Source organism: Corallococcus sp. RDP092CA (assembly GCF_041903675.1).
Classification (GTDB): Bacteria; Myxococcota; Myxococcia; order Myxococcales; family Myxococcaceae; genus Corallococcus.
Genome location: NZ_JAYESI010000019.1, coordinates 113752 through 131864, shown reverse-complemented (window position 1 = coordinate 131864; position 18113 = coordinate 113752). Strand labels below are relative to the sequence as shown.

The following is an 18113-nucleotide window of genomic DNA, read 5'->3' as shown; positions in this document are numbered from 1 at the left end:
GAATGCCCAACTGGATGCATGTGCGGGAAATGCGTTTCCCGCGGCTCAGGTCGCCCGGTACCGCCTGGCCAGGCTGTGGGTGGCCCCACGCAGCAGCCCCGCTTCGGCCTGCTCCAGGGCCACGAGCGCCTCCGCGGCCTCCAGCCCCGGGACGCAGACCGTCTCCCCGCGCTCCAGCGCGACGAGCGACGCGGTGACGACGTCCTCGGGCGACATGGTGCCGGGATAGCCGCCGTTGAACTCGGTGAAGGTCATGCCCGGGCAGACGACCTGCGCCACCACCGGCGAGCCGCGCAACTCGCCCGCGAGCGTGCGCGTGAAGTGGACGAGGAACGCCTTCGCGCCCGCGTAGGTGGCCCGGTAGGGCAGGGGACCCGGCGGCATCGCGCCGGAGAACGCGAGCAGGGAGGCGACGTTGATGACCGCGCCCCTCCCTCGCGCCAGCATGCCGGGCAGCGCCGCGCGCGTGGCCAGCATCGGCGCCATCATGTGCAGGTTCGCCAGCCCCTCCAGCGCCGCGGGCTCCACCTCCGCGAAGGGGCCATAGCCGCCCACGCCCGCGTTGTTGATGAGCAGGGTGAGGTCATCGCCCGCCGCGCGCCCGGCCACCCGCTGGAGGTCCACGGGCACCGTGAGGTCCGCCCGCAGCACCTCCGCGCGGCTGCCATGCGCCGCCGTCAGCTCCGCCGCCAGCGCCTTCAGCCGCTCCTCGCGCCGCGCGACCAGGACGAGGTCATACCCGAGCGCCGCCAGGCGTCGCGCGTACACCTCGCCAATTCCCGCGGACGTGCCCGTCACCAACGCTGTCCCTCGGCTGCCTGCCATGCCTGCTCCTGGAGAGGTGAAGAGGGCGCGCCCGACACCCATGCACTGAATGCTGGAGATGGCGACTGCCGCCGCGAAGCGCAGGTCGCCGGGACCGCACCCTCGGCCGCTGGGTAACGAGGGGCGGCCAGCCGTGCAAGCAAGACGGCGCGCCCCGGGAGTCAAAGGCCCGGGACCGAGGCCGTCCTCGCGCTCAGCCCGACGCCTTGACCGCCAGCTCCGGCGTGTCGCGGAACTGCTGGTGGTACAGCTCCGCGTAGAGGCCGCCCTTCGCGAGCAGCTCCTCGTGGTTGCCCCGCTCGACCACGCTGCCGTGCTCCAGCACCAAGATGAGGTCCGCGTGGCGGATGGTGTTGAGCCGGTGCGCGATGACGATGCTCGTGCGGCCCGACAGCAGCTGCCCCAGCGCCAGCTGGATGAGCGCCTCCGTGCGCGTGTCGATGTTCGCCGTCGCCTCGTCCAGGATGAGCACCCGCGGGTTGGCGATGACCGCGCGAGCGAACGCGAGCAGCTGCCGCTGCCCCTGGCTGAGCGTCGCGCCACCCTCGCCCAGCACGGTGTCGTAGCCCTGCGGCAGCCGGGTGATGAAGTCGTGCGCGTGCACCGCCTTCGCCGCCGCCTCCACCTCCTCGCGGGTGGCGTCCGGCTTCCCGTAGCCGATGTTGTCCGCCACCTTCCCGCTGAAGAGGAACGGCTCCTGCAACACCATGGCCAGCTGCCGGCGCAGGCTCGCGCGCGTCACCTGGCGCACGTCCTCGCCGTCCACGCGCACCGCGCCCCCCGTGACGTCGTAGAAGCGCGGCACCAGGCTGGCCACCGTCGTCTTGCCCGCGCCCGTGCGCCCCACCAGCGCCAGCGTCTGGCCGGGCTCCAGGCGGAAGGACACGTCGCGCAGCACCGGCCGCGCGGCGTCGTAGCCGAAGGACACCCGGTCGAACACCACCTGGCCCGCGAGCGGCCCCAGCTCCACCGCGCCGGGCGCGTCCGGCGGCTCCGGCGCCTCGTCGAGGATGGCGAAGATGCGCTCCGCCCCCGCCAGCGCGGACTGCATCAGCGCGGCCACCGACGCGGCCAGCTGCACCGGCCGGAAGAACTGCTGCACGTAGATGAGGAACGCCGCCACGCCGCCCACCGTGAGCTGCCCGCTCAGCGCCAGCGCGCCGCCGTAGCCGATCACCAGCGCGGTGGACAGCGTGGAGAGCAGGTCGATGGCCGGCGAGAACGCGGACGTGATGCCCACCGCCGCCACGTTCGCGTCGCGGTTGGCCGCGTTGCGGTCGCGGAAGCGCTCGATGTTCTTCTCCGTGCGGTTGAACGCCTGCGCCTGCCGCACGCCTCCAAGCTCCTCCTGGAGGTTCGCCGTCACGTCGCCCACCGTCTGCCGCGTCTTGCGGTAGGCATTGCGCGCCCGCGACGCGAAGAACGACGTGGTGAGCAGGATGGCCGGGATGAGGGAGAAGCACGCCAGCGCCAGGCGCATGTTGAGCGCGAACATCGCGACGAGCACGCCCACCAGCCCCAGCACGGACCCCAGCAGCTGCGTCAGCCCCTGCGCGAAGAGCTGGTTGAGCGTGTCCACGTCGCTGAGCAGGCGGCTCATCAGGTCGCCCAGCGGCCGGCGGTCGAACCACGACAGCGGCAGCTGCTGGAGCCGCTCGAAGAGCCGCTGGCGCAGGTCCGACAGGACGTGCTGGCCCGTGTGGCCCACCCGCCAGGTGTGCGCCCACTGCGACAGCGTGCCCACGGCGTAGACGGCGAACAGCACCGCCAGCGTCCGCACGAGCCCCCAGCCATCCCCCGCGCCGATGTCCCGGTCGATGGCCCGGCCTATCAGGTACGGCCCCAGCGCCTGGCACGCGGCGCCCACCAGGATGAAGCCCCACGCCGCGGTGAGCGCGCGCGCGTGCGGACGCAGCTCGCCCAGCAGCCTGCGCAGCACCTTGCCCTGCTGCCGCGCGCGGCCTCCCTCCAGCTCCGCCAGCGCCTCGATGCTGCCCGGCCGCCTCATGCCACCTCCTCCTGGCGCGGCGGCAGCAGCTGCGAGCCGAGGATGTCGTTGTAGAGCTCGCTGGTGGCCTTCAGCTCCTCGTGGCGCCCCTTCGCGGCGATGCGCCCCTCGTCCAGCACCAGGATGACGTCCGCGTCCCGCACGGTGCTGATGCGCTGGGCGATGACGATGGCCGTCCGGCGCTTGTCCCGCATCAGCGCGTCCAGCGCGCCCTGGATGGCCGTCTCCGTGCGCGCGTCCACCGCGGACGTGCTGTCGTCCAGGATGAGCAGGCGCGGATCCGTGAGCAGCGCCCGCGCGATGGCCAGCCGCTGCCGCTGTCCGCCGGACAGCCCCACGCCGCGCTCGCCCACCACCGTGTCGTAGCCCTGGGGCAGCTCGCGGATGAACTCCGCCGCCTGGGCCGCCTCCGCCGCGGCCTCCACCTGGGCCTGGGTCGCCTCCGGACGCCCGTAGGCGATGTTCTCCCGCACCGTTCCGGAGAACAGCAGCGCGTCCTGCAGCACCACGCCCAGCTGCGAGCGCAGGCTCGCGAGCGTCACGTCCCGCACGTCGTGTCCGTCCAGCAGCACCGCGCCCCCCGTGACGTCGTAGAAGCGGGGCAGCAGGTTGATGAGCGTGCTCTTGCCGGAGCCGGTGGTGCCCAGCACCGCCACCAGCTGCCCGGGCTCCAGCGTCACGCTCACGCCGCGCAGGATCTCGCGCTCGCTGCCCGCGTAGCGGAAGCGCACGTCGCGCAGCTCGATGCGGCCCTGCAGCGGGGGCAGCGGCACCGCGCCCGGGCGGTCCGCCACCTCCACCGCCGTGTCGAGCAGCTCGAAGAGGCGCTGCGCGGACGCGCTCGCCCGCGACATGCTGGCCGCGAAGAAGCCCAGCGTCATCAGGGGCATCAGCAGGATGGCCAGGTAGCTGTTGAAGGCCACCAGCTCTCCGATCGTCAGCCGCTGGTGGAAGATGCGCCAGCCGCCCACGCCCACCACCAGCAGCATGCCCAGGTTGGCGAAGAAGGTGACGAAGGGGAAGTTGCCGGCCAGCGCGTCCACCACCCGCAGGTTCTTCTCCTTCAGCTCCGCGTTGGTCTTCCCATAGCGCGCGAGCTCCCGCGCCTCGCCGGAGAAGGCGCGCACCACGCGCAGCCCGCGCAGGTCCTCCTGGAGCGTGGTGTTGAGCGTGCCCAGCAGCGCCTGCAGCTGGCCGAACAGCGGCCGCATCCGACGCATGAACCGGCGCAGCACCCACAGGATGGGCGGCACGGAGCTCAGCTCCGCCAGCGCCAGCACCGGATCCATGTAGACCAGCAGCCCCGCGCAGCCCACCAGCATCGCCGCCGCCGCGGCGAACTGCACGACGCCGCTGCCCACGAAGGTGCGCACCGCCTCCACGTCGCTCGTCAGCCGCGTGAGCAGCTGCCCCGTCTGCGCCTGGTCGTAGTAGCTGAAGGACAGCCGCTGGATGCGCGCGAAGAGCGCGTCGCGCAGGTCGAACGCCACGCCCTGCGACGCGCGCTCCGCCAGGTAGCCCTGCAGGAAGTTGAACAGGCCGCGCCCCAGCGCGATGGCGATCAGGCCCCCCACCGCCAGCCACACGGAGCGCTGCTCCCCGCGCGCGAGCCCCTGGTCGATGGCGATGCGGATCATCTGCGGCGCGCCCAGGTTCGCCACGGACACGAGCAGCAGCGACAGCAGCGCCCCCAGCGTCTCCAGGCGATAGCGGCGCAGATAGCCCAGGGCCCGGAGGATGGGCGGGCGGCCAGCTGCGGGGGGCTCGGACATGCTCACGTAGGACCTGGATCTCCGCCTCCCCGCCCGGGAAGGCGCACGCATGATGGGCGCCCCCCCGCGCCGCTTCAAGCGCGACGCGCGGTGCGAGACGGCGGTTGCGCGCCGCGCCACGGTCCGTTACGTCGGCCGCCTTTCCTCCCGCTTCGTCACGAGGTGCGCGTCATGGAGTACCGGCAGCTGGGTGGTTCTGGTTTCAAGGTCCCCGTCCTCAGCCTGGGCACGGGCACGTTCGGTGGCTCGGGTGAGTTCTTCAAGGGCTTCGGCTCCAGCGACGTGAAGGAGGCCACGCGGCTCGTGGACATCGCGCTGGACGCGGGCGTGAACATGTTCGACTCCGCGGACGGCTACTCCGGCGGGCTCGCGGAGGAGATCCTGGGCAGGGCGCTGGAGGGGCGGCGCGACAAGGCCATCCTCTCCACCAAGGCCACCTTCCGCGCGGGCCAGGGGCCCAACGACGTGGGCTCCTCGCGCTTCCACCTCACGCGCGCCGTGGACGCGGCGCTGCGCCGGCTGAAGACGGACTACATCGACCTCTTCCAGCTCCACGGCTTCGACGCGATGACGCCCGTGGAGGAGGTCCTCAACACGCTGGACGGCTTCGTGCGCGCGGGGAAGGTCCGCTACATCGGCTGCTCCAACTTCTCCGGCTGGCACCTGATGAAGTCGCTGGCCGTGTCGGAGCGCTACAACCTGGCGCGCTACGTGGCCCACCAAGCGTACTACTCGCTCGTGGGCCGCGACTACGAGTGGGAGCTGATGCCGCTCGCGCTGGACCAGAAGGTGGGCGCGGTGGTGTGGAGCCCGCTGGGCTGGGGCCGCCTCACCGGCAAGCTGCGCCGGGGCGCGCCGAAGCCGGAGCTGAGCCGCCTCAACAACCCCGCCACCGCCGCCGGCGGCCCGCAGGTGCCGGAGGATCACCTCTTCCGGGTCGTGGACGCGCTCGACGCCGTGGCGGAGGAGACCGGGAAGACGGTGCCGCAGGTGGCGCTCAACTGGGTGCTCCAGCGGCCCAGCGTGTCCAACGTCATCATCGGCGCGCGGACGGAGGAGCAGCTGCGCCAGAACCTGGGCGCCATCGGGTGGAACCTCACGCCCGCGCAGGTGGCCACGCTGGACGCCGCCAGCACCGTGCCCTGGCCGTACCCGTACTTCCACCAGCGGCAGTTCGCCGAGCGCAACCCGTTCCCCGTGACGTGAGCGGGGCGTGACGCGGGCCACCCTGGCGGAGCCGTGAAAAACAAAAGGCCCGGACGGGAGCGGGGGCTCCCATCCGGGCCTGGAACCTCAGGGGATTACTTGGTCACGCCGACGGCGGTCCAGGCCTCGGCGACCTTCTTCGCCTCGGTGGAGTCCTTGCCGTACAGGTCCGTGGCGGCCTTGATGGTGGCGGCGCGGGCCTCGGAGAAGTTCGTCTGCGGCGTCATGTACGTGGTGAGCGCGCGGCCGAAGATCTTCAGGCTCTTCTCCATGCCGATGCCGTCCTTCACCTCGATGCCGGAGGTGCGGTTCTTGCCGCCCTCGGTGAGCAGGTAGAAGGCGTTGTTCGCGATGCCGCTGGACCCGTGGACCTCCGTCATCTTCGGGTAGTTCTTGTAGTTGTCGATGGAGTAGCCGTCCGACGTCGGGTCGTTCATGTAGCGGAGGGCGTCCGTGTTGTCGCCGTTCGTCGGCGTCCACGCGTCCTCGCCCACCGACCAGTCGAACTTCACGCCCTGGTTCTTCTGGCTCACGTACCACTCGACGCCCGTGCCCATGATGTCGCTGAAGGACTCGTTGAGGCCGCCGGACTCGCCCTCGTACTCCAGGCCCGCGGTGCGCTCCGTGAGGCCGTGGCTGATCTCGTGGCCCGCGATGTCCAGCGTGGTGAGCGGGCCGGAGTCGCGGCCGTCGCCGTCGCCGTACTGCATCTTCTCGCCGTCCCAGAACGCGTTCACCAGGTTCACGTCGGTGTGCACGTAGGAGATGAGCTTCTCGCCCTTGCCGTCGATGGAGTCGCGGCCGAGGATGTCCTTGTAGAAGTCGTAGGTCATCTCCGCGCCGTAGTGCGCGTCCACCGCCGCGGCGGCGCGCGACGGGTCGGTCTTCTCACCCCAGACGTCGTTGTTGTCGGTGATGGCCGTGGTGCCGGACGCCTGCTCGCGGTTCTTCGCGTCGTACGTCACGATGCCCTTGCCGCGGGTCTTGTCCTCCAGCGAGTACGTGCCGTCCTTGTTCTTCGTGGTCTGGATGTCGACCTTGCCGCTGTACATCGTCTGGTCGTCCGCCACGCGGCCCGTGTCCGTGCCCGCGCCCGGCGTGGCGGGCTTGGAGGGCGTCTGGGCCGCGGCGGCCCCGCCCGTGTGGGCGGCGTGCGCGGCGCCGCCGGTGCAGCACGCGCGGATGGTGTTGTACTGCTTGACGGACTCGCCGGTGTTCGCGTCGATGAAGTAGTTCATCGAGCGCGGGTCCTTCCCGTTGGACAGAGACGTGTCGGTGAGCGTCACGTGGAAGGCGGCGTGGTACTGGCCGTCCTGGCCCTTCACGATGACCTTCTCCGAGGTGGGGGCCTTGGACGTCTCGCCGTTGAAGTCCTTCTGCGCGATGGCCAGCGCGTCCTTCGCCGTCAGCTTCGTGGGCGCCTTGCCCAGGCCCGCCGGGATGTTGGACACGTTGCCCGTCAGGCTGTCGAACTGCCCCTTCGCGTCCAGGTGGCCGATGATCTGCTCACCGGCGACCTTCACGCCCTCGTGCATGCGGTCCATGCGCACGTGCGTCATGCCCAGCTGGTCGCGCTCCACCGTGCGCGGCGAGAACGACGTGCCGCCCGTGATGCCGGTCAGCTGCGGGTTCTTCTGGTTCACGTACGCCACCGTCTGCTGCACGGCCTGCTGCGCCTGGGGGCTGGAGAGGTCCACCGGCCCCGGCGTCAGCTTCTGGCCCACGCCGTTCAGCGCCACCGTGGCCTTCGCCTTGGAGGGCGCGCCCGCGCTGAAGCTGGACTGCGAGCTCATGCCCACCGGGCCCTGGGGCTTCACGGTGTTCACCGGCTTCGTGTCGGTGCGGGTCTGGGGGGCGACAACGGGCTTCGAAAGGTCGGTGCGCAGGGCCATGGGGGGAGTGCTTTCCGGGGCAGGTGAAGCGGACAAATTGATTCTCGTGTCAGCCAGTCCGTTGTTGCGTGTGCGTGCTTGCTTACACGGTCATGAGTGGGTCCAACCTCATGAATTCAAAGGTGAAGTGTTCGTCCTACATGCGCCCCGGAAACACATTCCGACCGGTAGGTCGGCAGGTGCGCCGGGTTGTATTTCCGTTCATTTTCACTCCGCCTGCGCACGCTCGTCCACTCACACCCCGTGTCTGGAAGCTTGACCGCATACTCCCTTTGCGGGTAATGAAATTGATAGTGATTATCAACTTCAACTTGGCTCGAGCCAACAGGAAGGTCGGAGGAACACACCGTGGCGCGTGAACTGGGACCGCGAGGGAAGATGTGTCGGCGGTTGGGCATCCCGCTGTCGCGCATCAGCGCGAAGGACCCTGACAAGGACCCGGTGCTGCGCCGGCCGTATCCGCCGGGCCAGCATGGGGCGACGGCGCGCGTGTCGGTGAGCGACTTCGCGCAGCGGCTGCGGGAGAAGCAGAAGCTGAAGCTGTACTACGGCCTGCTGGAGAAGCAGTGCCGCAGCGCCTTCCTGGAGGCGCGCAAGGCCCCGGGCAACACGGGCAAGGTGCTGCTGCAGCTCCTGGAGAGCCGGCTGGACGCGCTGGTGCTGCGCGCGGGGCTGGCCACGAGCATCCGGCAGGCGCGGCAGTTCGTGCGCCACGGCTACTTCCAGGTGAACGGCAAGCGCGCGGACATCCCGAGCATCCGGCTCAAGCCGGGCCACGAGGTGCGCTTCTTCCCCGCGCACCTGAAGCTCGCGGTGGTGCAGGAGGCCTTCGGCCGGATGAAGTCCCGGCAGGTGCCGGCGTACGTGCAGGTCCTGGGCGAAGGGGAGGGCATGCGCTACGTGCGGCTGCCCGAGCGCGAGGAGATCCCCGTGGACGTGAACGAGCCGTTCATCGTCGAGTACTACGCGCAGCGCAGCTGACCGCCGTCCCCGCGCCGCCCGCCTGCCCTGCATGCGGGCGGGCAGGGGCGGAATCCGGCGCTCGCGCACCCCATCTTCTTCCTCGGGGGAGGTTCACGAGAGGAAGGAGCAGGGATGCGCGGGGACGGAGGCGACACGGCGGCGCAAGGGTGGGTGGCCCCGCGGGGGCGGGCGGCGCGGGGACACCTGCCCCGCCACGTCGCGGGCCTCTTCCGCTTCCAGCCGGGCCGGCCCGCCATCGCCGCGGGGCTGCGCACGGGGCTGGCGCTGGGCGTGCCGCTGCTGATCTCCGCGCTGCTGGGCAACCCGGCGGCGTCGTGGGCGGGCATGGCGGGCCTCTTCGTCGCGCTGGTGGACAAGGGCGGGCCGTACCGCACGCGCGCGCGGGCCATGGGGGCCATGACGGTGCTGGGCGCGGGGGTGGGGCTCATCGTCGCGCTGCCCAGCCCCTTCTGGGTGGACGTGGCGCTGACGCTCTTCTGGGTGACGGCGTGCGGCTTCGCGCGCAGCTTCGGGGACACGCCGGGCATCGTCGGCATGCTGCTGGCGAACCTGTTCGTGGTGTCGCTGGCCCTGCCCCAGCGTGGGGTGGAGGGGGCGGCGCTCCAGGCGGCCTGGTTCATCGCGGGCGGCCTGTGGTCCATGTTCCTGGCGCTGGTGCTGTGGCCGCTGCGGCCGTACCGCCCGTCGCGGCTCGCCATCGCGGCCTGCTATGAGGAGCTGGCCGCGATCGCGGACGACGTCGCGGGCTGGCCCATGGAGGGGCCCTCTCGGGTGGGGACGTGGGAGGCGGTGCAGCGGGCCGCGCGCATCCGGCGGTCGCTGGAGATGGCGCGCGCGACGCTGGGCGCCACGCGCCAGGGGCGGCAGGAGGAGAGCGGCCGGGGCGAGTACCTGCTGGTGCTGCTGGAGGACGCGGACGCGCTGTCGCTGCTGCTCACGGCGATGTCGGAGGCGCTGGACGAGGCGCCGCGCCAGGGGGCGTGCCGCAGGGCGCGCATCGAGGCGCAGCACGCGCTGGGCGCGCTGGCGGTGGACCTGCGGGGCGTGGTGGGCGCGCTGGCGCGGGGCTCGGTGCCGGTGCCGACGTCGTGGGACTCGGAGCGGGTGACGCGGGTGCTCCATGCGGACGGCGGCATCCCGGAGCCGGCTCGCTCGCAGTACTCGCATGTGGCGGGGCTGCTGGGGCGGCTGCGGGAGTACAGCTCGGTGGCGCTGGACGTGGCGTCCCGGCTGGAGAGCGGCAGGCCGCTGCCGGAGCGGGACATGAGCGCGCTGGGCCTGGAGCGGGAGCGGGAGCGCGCCTGGTGGAAGGTGCTGCGCGATCACCTGACGCCGGAGTCGGTGGTCTTCCGGCACGCGCTGCGGCTGGGGCTCACCGCGACGGCGGCGACGGCGCTGGCGGAGGGGCTGGGGCTCAACCACTGGTACTGGGTGACCATCACCGTGATTGTCGTGTTGCAGCCGTACGCGGGGCTCACGACGGAGAAGGGGCTGCAGCGCGTGGCGGGGACGTTCCTGGGCAGCGTGGTGGCCATGGGGCTGGTGCACGTGCTGCCCGAGCGGTGGATGCTGCTCGCGGCCATCGCGTTGCTGGTCTGCGTGTCGGTGAGCATGCGGCCGCTGAGCTTCACGGTGTTCCAGGTGCTGCTGGCGCCGGCGCTGGTGCTGCTCGCGGAGCTCCAGACGGGGGACTGGCGGCTCGCGGGCGTGCGCATCCTGAACACGCTCCTGGGCGGCGGGCTGGCGCTCGTGGGCATGCGGCTGCTGTGGCCGAGCCCCGAGCACGTGCGCTTCGGCGAGGAGGTGGCCTGCGTGCTGAAGGCGGACCAGGAATACCTGCGCGAGGTGGCGCGGACGCCGGCGGTCACGGAGGTGGCGCTGCGCGAGGCCCGGCGCAAGGTGGGCGTGGCGCTGCTGTCCGCGGAGGCGTCGTTCCAGCGGCTGCTCAGCGAGTGGAAGGGGCCGTCGAAGGAGCTGGAGCCGGGGATGGCGTTGATCACCTACGCGCGGCGCTTCACGGCGGCGGTGACGGCGCTGGCGGCGAGCCGGGCCTGGCATCCGGAGTCGGACCTGGGGCCGGTGGTGCGCTACGTGACGGACGCGCTGGAGGAGCTGAGCGCGGCGCTGGTGGCGCGCCGTGCGCCGTCCGCGCTCAAGCGCGTGGCGCCGGACTTCGGAGGCGCCGACGCGCTGGCGCGCACGCAGGTGGCGCGGCTGGTGCGCCAGCTGGGCGTGCTCCAGCACGCGGTGGAGCGCATGCCTCCCGCGCTGCGCGCCTCCGAGGACGGCGCCGCGCCCGCTCCCGCGTGACATGACGCGTGCCTCGCGCGCCGCGGGCCCAGAGGCCGGCGCCGCGCCCGTTTCCGCCTGGCACGGCGCGTGCGGCGTGGCCCGCGCCGCGTGCCTCGGAGGCCGGCGCTGCGTGACACGACGCATGCGACGGCCCGCGCCGCATGCGTCGGAGCTTCGCGCTACGCCCGCTCCAGCTTGACCAGCAGCCGGCGCAGGTCCTCGTTCACGCGCACGAAGTTGGAGTTGCCCTTCTCGTCCTCCAGCTGCTTCTTGAGCGCGGGCAGGGACGCCTCGCGCAGCTTCTTCGCCGCGCCGGGCGCGTCCGCCAGCCAGTCCACCGCCTGGATGACCGTGGCGCGCGCCTCGGTGTCGCGCTCGGTGAGCCGGGTCGCCAGCGCCGGGCCCTGGTCCGCCGCGCCGGAGCGCCCCAGCTCCAGCGCCGCGCGCTGCAACAGCGCCGCGTTCGCCCCGGGCAGCCGCTGCGACCAGCAGCCCGCGTCACCGCTGCACGCCTGCGCCGCCTCCAGCACCGCCCCATATCCCTGGAGCTGCTCCGCGCGCTTCTTGCCCAGCGCCGCCGCGTCCTCGCAGCCCTCCTCGCCCGTCTCCTTGCAGTCCGCCGCCGTGCGCGCCGGCTCCGCCGCCACCAGCTTCGCCAGCAGCGGCTGCTCCCGCGCGTCCCCCAGCAGCGCGATGCCCTTCACGGCGATCTCCCGCGCGTACCAGTCTCCGGTGCCCGCGGCCTTCTCCAGCGCGGGCAGCGCGTCCCGGCTGCCCAGCAGCGTCAGCGCCCGGACGTACGCGTCCCGCACCGTCGGATCCGGCTCGCCCACGAGCCCCGCCAGCGGCTTCACCGCCTCCTGCGCGCGCATCCTCCCGAGCGCGTCCGCCGCCTGCATCCGCACCAGCGCCTGGATCTGCGGATCCGAGTGCGTGAACGCCAGCTGCTTCAACAGCGACGGCACCGCGCGCTTCTCCCGCAGGTCGCCCAGGACCTGCGCGGCCTTCATCGGATAGCTGGCCGGGTTCACCCCCTGCGCCTTCGCCCACGTGAGCAGCTCCGCGTCCTTGCCCTCCAGCACCGGCAAGAGCGCGTCCGCCGCGGGCGCGCCCAGTTGGAACAGCGCGAAGCTGCTCTCCACGTAGAAGGACACGCCCCGGCGCTCCTTCGTCAGCGTGCGCATCAGCGCCGGCACCGCGCGCGGATCCCCAATCTGCCCCAGCGCCTCGATGGCCTTCTTGTTGAGGAACGGCTCCGCGGCCTCGTCCGTCGCCAGCTGGATGAGCGGCTCCACCGCCGGCTTCGCCTTCAGCGCGCCCAGCACCTGGATGGCCTCGATGAGCGTGTAGTTGTCCTTGCTGCGCAGCAGCGGCACCAGCGACGGCACCGCGCGCTCATCCCCGATCCGCCCCAGCGCGCCCACCACCGCCTTGTTCACCTGCTGCGCGGGCACGTCCGCCGCCCCCGGGTCCAGCGCCGCCGTCAGCGGCTCCAGCGACGTGGGGTGGTGCAGGTCTCCCAACACCCGGGCCACCGCCGCCTTCACCTCCGGCCGGCGCTCCGAGGCCAGCCGCGCGTGCAGGAAGGGCAGGAACTGGTCATTGACGTTGCCCGACGTGCGCAGGGACTCAATCACTCGCACCTTGTCGTCGGGCCGCCGCGCCGCCTCCAGGCTGGACTGCCAGTACTCCGGTGTCGTGGGGTCCTCCTTCTTGCAACCCCCCAGGGCGAGACAGGACACCACCAGGGACAGGGCGACGAGTGAGCGGGACATGGGGCTCCTTTGCGTCCGAACGTCTGGGCTTTCGTCGGGTGTAGACCTGTCCACACGAAGGACGCAAACCTCCCCCACCTCCTGGGGTACGCTGGTCAACGACATGGCCCTTGCCGATGACAGTCGTAACGCGTCGCGTCCGACCCTCGTGCGTCGGACGTACCTGCTCGACCGAGAATTCCAGCTCAAATACATCCTGCTGCTCACCGGCATGGGCGCTGGGAGCATGTTGCTGTTCGGCGTGCTCGCCCAGCAGGTGCACCGCATGTCCGCCGAAGGGGGCCTGTCCGGCGAGGAGACGCTCTGGTGGCTCACCGGCGTCGCCACCGTGGGGCTGGGCGTCGCGCTCGGGCTGTTCGGGCTGCTCTTCACGCACCGTGTGGCGGGGCCCGTCCACGTGATGAGCCTCTACGTCGCGGCGCTCGCGGCGGGCCGCTATCCGCGCCTGCGCCCCTTGCGGCGCAAGGACGAGCTGCGCGCCTTCTTCGCGCGCTTCAGCGAGGCGGTGGACCGCATCCGCCAGCGCGAGGCGGACGAGGCGCTGGCGCTGGAGAAGGTGCTGGACGCGCTCAAGGACCTGGCCACCACCCCGGAGGCGCGCGAGGCCCTGTCCACGCTGGAGGCGCTGCGCGCGCGCAAGCGCCAGGCCGTGGACACCTCCGCGCCGCCCGCCGCCTTCAAGTCCGTGGCCTGAGCCCCTCCCCTTTCACACGCGAGACCTCCCTCACATGAGCAGCCGACCCCGCATCGTCTTCATGGGCACGCCCGAGTTCGCCGTGGCCTCGCTGGAGGCCTGCTTCGACGTGGGCGACGTCGTGGCCGTCGTCACCCAGCCGGACAAGCCCAGGGGCCGGGGCAACGCCGTCACCGCGCCGCCCGTGAAGGCGCGCGCGCTGGAGAAGGGCATCCCCGTGCTCCAGCCGCAGAAGCTGCGCACGCCGCCGTTCTCGGAGGAGCTGCGCCAGTACGCCCCCGACGTCTGCGTGGTGACGGCCTACGGGAAGATCCTCCCCAAGGACCTGCTGTCCCTGCCCGCGAAGGGCTGCGTGAACGTGCACGCGTCGCTGCTGCCGCGCTTCCGGGGCGCCGCGCCCATCCAGTGGGCCATCGCGCACGGCGACCGCGAGACGGGCGTGTCGCTGATGGTGATGGACGAGGGCCTGGACACGGGCCCCGTGCTCGCGATGAAGCGGCTGCCCATCGCCCCGGACGAGACGAGCGCCACGCTGCACGCGAAGCTGTCCGCGCTGGGCGGCGACCTCCTGCGCGAGTCCCTGCCGCGCTACCTCCGCGGCGAGCTGACGCCCCAGCCCCAGCCGTCCGAGGGCATGGTGCTGGCGCCCATCATCGACAAGGAGGACGGCAAGCTGGACTTCGCCAGGCCGGCGGTGGAGCTGGACCGCCGCCTGCGCGCCTTCACGCCGTGGCCCGGTGCGTACACGCTGCTGGGTGGCAAGGTCTTCAAGGTGCACCGGATGCGGGCCGCGGAGGGGAAGGGCGCGCCCGGCACGGTGCTGTCCGCGGGCCCGGAGGGCATCGAGGTCGCCTGCGGCGAGGGCTCGGTCGTCCTCCTGGACGTCCAGCCGGAGGGCAAGCGGGTGATGCGCGCGGCGGACTTCCTGGCCGGAAACAGATTGCAGCCGGGCAGTCAGCCGTTCACGTCGTGAGCGCGCTTCCGGGCGCCATGTGGAATCCTCGCGTGATGGAGTCTCACGGATGGGCATGAAGCTGCTGGTGTTGCACGGGCCGAACCTCAACCTCCTGGGCGAGCGCGAGGACGTCGCGGGAGGCCGCCTCACGGACCTGGACGCGGCCCTGCGCGCGAAGGCGAAGGCGCTGGGGCTGGAGCTGACCATCGTCCAGTCCAACCACGAGGGCGTCCTCATCGACACGCTCCACGCCGAGCGCCACAACGTGGAGGGCATCCTCATCAACCCGGCGGGCTACTTCACGTCCTATGCGCTGAAGGAGGCGCTGGAGGCCGTGGGGCTGCCCGCCATCGAGGTGCTGCTCAAGCCGCCCGCCCGCGAGTCCGTGGTGGCGGAGGCGTGCGCCATGCAGGTGCTGGGACTGCACGGCTTCGACCCGTACATCCAGGCCCTGGAGACGTTCGCGAGCGGCATCTTCCACCCCGCCATCCCCGGGCCGGTGAAGTCGCTGGGGCGCCGCAAGAAGGGCGCCGCGGCGGACGAGGACGAGGACTCGCGCCCGAAGCCCAAGCTGGTGGGCCGCGTGCACCCGCTTAAGAAGGTCGACCTGCCGGCGCCCACGCCGCTGCCCGCGCCCGCGCGCTCGCTCCGGCGCACGGCGGAGGCCGGGGGGCCGCTGAAGACGCTGGGCCGCAAGTCCACGCCCACGGTGGTGAAGGTGGAGGGGCGGGCGGGCAAGACGCTGGGCCGCGGGGGGAAGGGCGGGGCCACGCCCGCGTCGGACCTGCTCACGCGGGCGCTCGTGCGCCAGAAGATCGCGGACCGGCTGGCCGGGCGGCTCAGTGAGGCGGAGCTGGCCAGCTGGGCCCGCGCGAAGTATCAGCAGGTCCAGCGTGGTGAGCCGGCGGAGAGCGGCCACCGCGAGCTGCTGGAGGACAGCCTCCAGAGCCTCACCCTGTCCCATCTGCCCGCGACGCGGATGACGGACGAGCAACTGGTGGACCTGATGACCCGGCTGGAAGAAGGATGAACGCCCGTATCCTCGCCATCAACATCCTCGCGCGCGTGCGCGCCACGGATGCGTACCTCAACGTGGTGCTGGACACGGTCCTGTCGGAGACGCCGCCGAAGGACCCTCGCGACGCGGGGCTCGTCACCGAGCTGACCTACGGCGCCACCCGTCGGCAGCTCGCGCTGGACTACGCCATCACCCGCTTCGCGGACCGCAAGCTGGACGCGCTGGAGGACAAGGTGCTGGCGGCCCTGCGCATCGGGGCCTATCAGCTCTTCCACACCCGCGTGCCCGCGCGCGCCGCCGTGGCGGAGACGGTCCAGGCCCTCAAGGACGTGGGTCTGGCGCGCGCGGCCGGCTTCGTCAACGCCATCCTGCGCAAGCTGTCCGAGCTGCCCGCGCCGCCGCTGCCCGCGCAGACGAACCGGGGGGAGTACCTGTCCGTGCGCGAGAGCCACCCGCGCTGGCTGGTGGAGCGGTGGATCCGCCAGTTCGGCCCCGAGCGCGCGGAGGCGATGCTCGTCGCCAACAACCAGCCGCCCCCCGTCGTCATCCGCGCCAACAGCGCCAGGGTGACGCGCGACGCGCTGCTCGCGCAGCTGAAGGACGTGGGCGTGGACGCGCGCGCCACGGAGGCCTCGCCCGTGGGCATCGCCCTGCCGTCGGTGGGCCGCGTGGAGGACGTGTACGGCTACTCGGAGGGGCTGTGGCAGGTGCAGGACGAGGCCGCGCAGCTGGTGGGCGTCTATGGCGCCATCCCGGAGACGGCGCGCGTGCTGGACGCGTGCGCGGCGCCGGGCGGCAAGGCCTGCCACCAGGCGGAGACGCACGAGGTCGTCGCGGTGGACCTGCACGCCAACAAGCTGCGGAAGATCGAGGCGGAGGCCCAGCGGCTGGGGCTGTCCGGCCGCCTGAAGGCGTTCGCGCACGACGCGTCCGAGCCGTTCCCCGAGGCCTGGGGCGGGTTCCACGCCGTGGTGGTGGACGCGCCGTGCTCGGGCCTGGGCACGCTGCGCCGGCACCCGGAGCTGAGATACCGCCGCAAGGAGGAGGACGTGGGCCGGCTGGCCGCGCTCCAGCGGCGCATCCTGGAGAACTGCCAGGAGGCGGTGCCGCCGGGGGGCCTGCTCGTGTACGCGGTGTGCACGCCGGAGCCGCAGGAGGGGCAGGACCAGGTGGACATGTTCCTGCGCAGCCACCCGGAGTGGACGGCCGAGCCGCCCGTGCTGCCCGGCCTCAAGCTGCCGCTCGCGCAGGCCTGGCTGCGCACGCTGCCCGGGCCGGAGGGCTTCGACGGGTTCTTCGCGGCCCGGCTGCGCAAGCTCTACTGAGGGCCTCAGTCCTCCTGCGGGAGCAGGGCGGCCTGCTTGAAGGCCTCCAGCACCGCGGCGGACGCGCGGTCCAGGTACTTGCCCTTGCGGATGAGCAGGCCGATGGGGCGCGACACCGGCCCCTCGGCGAAGGGCTTGGACACCAGCGAGCCGCCCTTGATCTCCGCGTGGGCCGTGGCGACCGGGAGGATGGCCACGCCCAGGCCCATCTCCACCGCGCGCTTGATGGTCTCCACGTTGTCCATCTCCATCACCGGGTTGATGTCGATGTTCTTCTCGCGGAACAGGCGGTCCAGCGCCTTGCGCGTGGGGGCCTCGCGGTCGAAGGCGATGAAGGGCACGCCCGACAGCGCGGTGAGGCTCACCTTCGCCTTGGTGGCGAACGCGTGCTGGGGCGAGCAGACCACCGCCAGCTTGTCGTCGCGGAACGGCAGGATGTCCACGCCCGCGCGCGGCTGCGGATAGGCCACGATGCCGATCTCCGCCGCGCCCAGGATCACGTCGTCGTAGACCTGATCATTGCGCCGGTAGTTCAGGCGCATGTTGACCTTGGGGTGCGTCTTGAGCAGCTGCTTCTGCACCACGTTCAGCTCGTGCAGGCCCACCGAGTAGATGGTGGACACCGTGGTCGCGCCCTGGACCTCCGTGGCCTGCTCGCGGATCTCCTGCTCCACCTCCGCGAAGCGCGCGAGGATCTCCTTGCAGCCCCGGAACAGGCGCTCGCCCGCCGGCGTGGGCGTCACCTGCCGCGCGCTGCGCGAGAGCAGCTTCTGCTCGTAGCGGTTCTCCAGGGCGCGAATCTGCTGGCTCACCGCCGACTGGGTCACGTGATTGAGCTGCGCCGCGCGCGAGAAGGAGCCCGTCTCGACCACGTCACAGAACATCTTCAACGATTCGAGCTGCATGGCCGTCTCCTACCCCCAAACCTAATGGCCGGGCCAGTGGTAATTAGGAGTCCTACCCCTCGCGCGAAAATGGCCTACGGGGAAGAGCACCCGGCCCCTTGCGCGGCGCGGCGGAAATCCTTGGCCTCTCAAACGCTGGAGTCATCGGGCGTCACCATGCGGGCCGTCCGGCGGGCGGGGAGGCGCGTCCCCGGGGGGACGCGGGCGGGTGAGGGCGAAGAGGGCGGCGCCCAGCGCGACGAGCGCGCCGCCGCAGAGCGTCTGGATCCGGCCCAGGTCGCGCTCCGCCTCGCGGATGAGCTGGCATTCCTGGCCGGACAGGCCGGCGCAGTCCGAGGGGGCGAGGAGGGGCTTCACGCCCAGGACGAGCAGCCCCAGGCCGCCCAGGAGCAGGCCGGCCACCAGCCCGAGCGCCGCGGCGCGCAGGACGGAGGCACCCCGGTTCGAGGGCAGGGAGGTCAT

Annotated in this window: 14 protein-coding genes; 7 read left to right on the top strand and 7 right to left on the bottom strand. The window is 72.0% G+C overall.

The genetic code is table 11. The features are described from left to right. Positions 1–45: 45 nt before the first annotated feature. The 3 genes from U8525_RS21075 to U8525_RS21065 form a co-directional block, all read right to left on the bottom strand. Entirely contained in the window at positions 46–825 is a 780-nt protein-coding gene (locus U8525_RS21075; protein WP_374268076.1) for an SDR family NAD(P)-dependent oxidoreductase, read from the bottom strand. 193 nt (positions 826–1018) lie between these two features. Further along, positions 1019–2833 carry an ABC transporter ATP-binding protein gene (locus U8525_RS21070; protein ID WP_374268075.1) on the bottom strand — a complete coding sequence of 605 codons (1815 nt, stop codon included), beginning with the start codon at positions 2831–2833 and terminating at the stop codon, positions 1019–1021. Further along, positions 2830–4605 (bottom strand): ABC transporter ATP-binding protein, encoded by a 1776-nt coding sequence (locus U8525_RS21065; protein ID WP_374268074.1) that lies wholly within the window; start codon positions 4603–4605, stop codon positions 2830–2832. Before U8525_RS21065 ends, U8525_RS21070 begins: the two co-directional genes overlap by 4 nt. Before the next feature lie 171 nt (positions 4606–4776). On the opposite strand from U8525_RS21065, the gene U8525_RS21060 reads away from it, so the two are divergent. Then, entirely contained in the window at positions 4777–5811 is a 1035-nt protein-coding gene (locus tag U8525_RS21060; RefSeq protein ID WP_374268073.1) for an aldo/keto reductase, read from the top strand. A gap of 95 nt (positions 5812–5906) precedes the next feature. Here the strand turns inward: U8525_RS21060 and U8525_RS21055 are convergent, their stop codons facing one another. Next, positions 5907–7703, bottom strand: coding sequence for a M4 family metallopeptidase (locus U8525_RS21055; RefSeq protein ID WP_374268072.1), 1797 nt, complete (start codon positions 7701–7703; stop codon positions 5907–5909). A gap of 348 nt (positions 7704–8051) precedes the next feature. On the opposite strand from U8525_RS21055, the gene rpsD reads away from it, so the two are divergent. Next, on the top strand, positions 8052–8684 hold the full coding sequence (gene rpsD, locus U8525_RS21050; protein ID WP_374268071.1) for a 30S ribosomal protein S4: 633 nt from the start codon (positions 8052–8054) through the stop codon (positions 8682–8684). Between the two features lie 114 nt (positions 8685–8798). Continuing rightward, positions 8799–10997 carry an FUSC family protein gene (locus U8525_RS21045; RefSeq protein ID WP_374268070.1) on the top strand — a complete coding sequence of 733 codons (2199 nt, stop codon included), beginning with the start codon at positions 8799–8801 and terminating at the stop codon, positions 10995–10997. Between the two features lie 161 nt (positions 10998–11158). On the opposite strand, the gene U8525_RS21040 is transcribed toward U8525_RS21045, so the two are convergent. Continuing rightward, positions 11159–12754, bottom strand: coding sequence for a HEAT repeat domain-containing protein (locus tag U8525_RS21040; protein ID WP_374268069.1), 1596 nt, complete (start codon positions 12752–12754; stop codon positions 11159–11161). A gap of 103 nt (positions 12755–12857) precedes the next feature. Between U8525_RS21040 and U8525_RS21035 the strand changes: the two genes are divergently transcribed. Genes U8525_RS21035 through rsmB form a run of 4 tightly spaced genes read left to right on the top strand, consistent with a single transcriptional unit; the run spans position 12858 to position 16746 of the window. After that, complete coding sequence (locus U8525_RS21035) at positions 12858–13448, top strand: signal protein (protein ID WP_374268068.1); 591 nt, start codon at positions 12858–12860, stop codon at positions 13446–13448. A gap of 34 nt (positions 13449–13482) precedes the next feature. Then, a complete protein-coding gene (fmt, locus tag U8525_RS21030) occupies positions 13483–14421 on the top strand; it encodes a methionyl-tRNA formyltransferase (protein WP_374268067.1) in 939 nt (312 codons plus the stop codon). Positions 14422–14470: 49 nt separating this feature from the next. Further along, positions 14471–15433, top strand: a complete 963-nt coding sequence (locus U8525_RS21025; RefSeq protein ID WP_374268066.1) for a type II 3-dehydroquinate dehydratase — start codon at positions 14471–14473, stop codon at positions 15431–15433. Continuing rightward, on the top strand, positions 15430–16746 hold the full coding sequence (gene rsmB / locus U8525_RS21020; RefSeq protein ID WP_374268065.1) for a 16S rRNA (cytosine(967)-C(5))-methyltransferase RsmB: 1317 nt from the start codon (positions 15430–15432) through the stop codon (positions 16744–16746). Before U8525_RS21025 ends, rsmB begins: the two co-directional genes overlap by 4 nt. A 5-nt stretch (positions 16747–16751) precedes the next feature. Here the strand turns inward: rsmB and U8525_RS21015 are convergent, their stop codons facing one another. Both U8525_RS21015 and U8525_RS21010 read right to left on the bottom strand, forming a co-directional pair. Then, positions 16752–17651, bottom strand: coding sequence for a LysR family transcriptional regulator (locus U8525_RS21015; RefSeq protein ID WP_374268064.1), 900 nt, complete (start codon positions 17649–17651; stop codon positions 16752–16754). 141 nt (positions 17652–17792) lie between these two features. Continuing rightward, entirely contained in the window at positions 17793–18113 is a 321-nt protein-coding gene (locus U8525_RS21010; RefSeq protein ID WP_374268063.1) for a hypothetical protein, read from the bottom strand.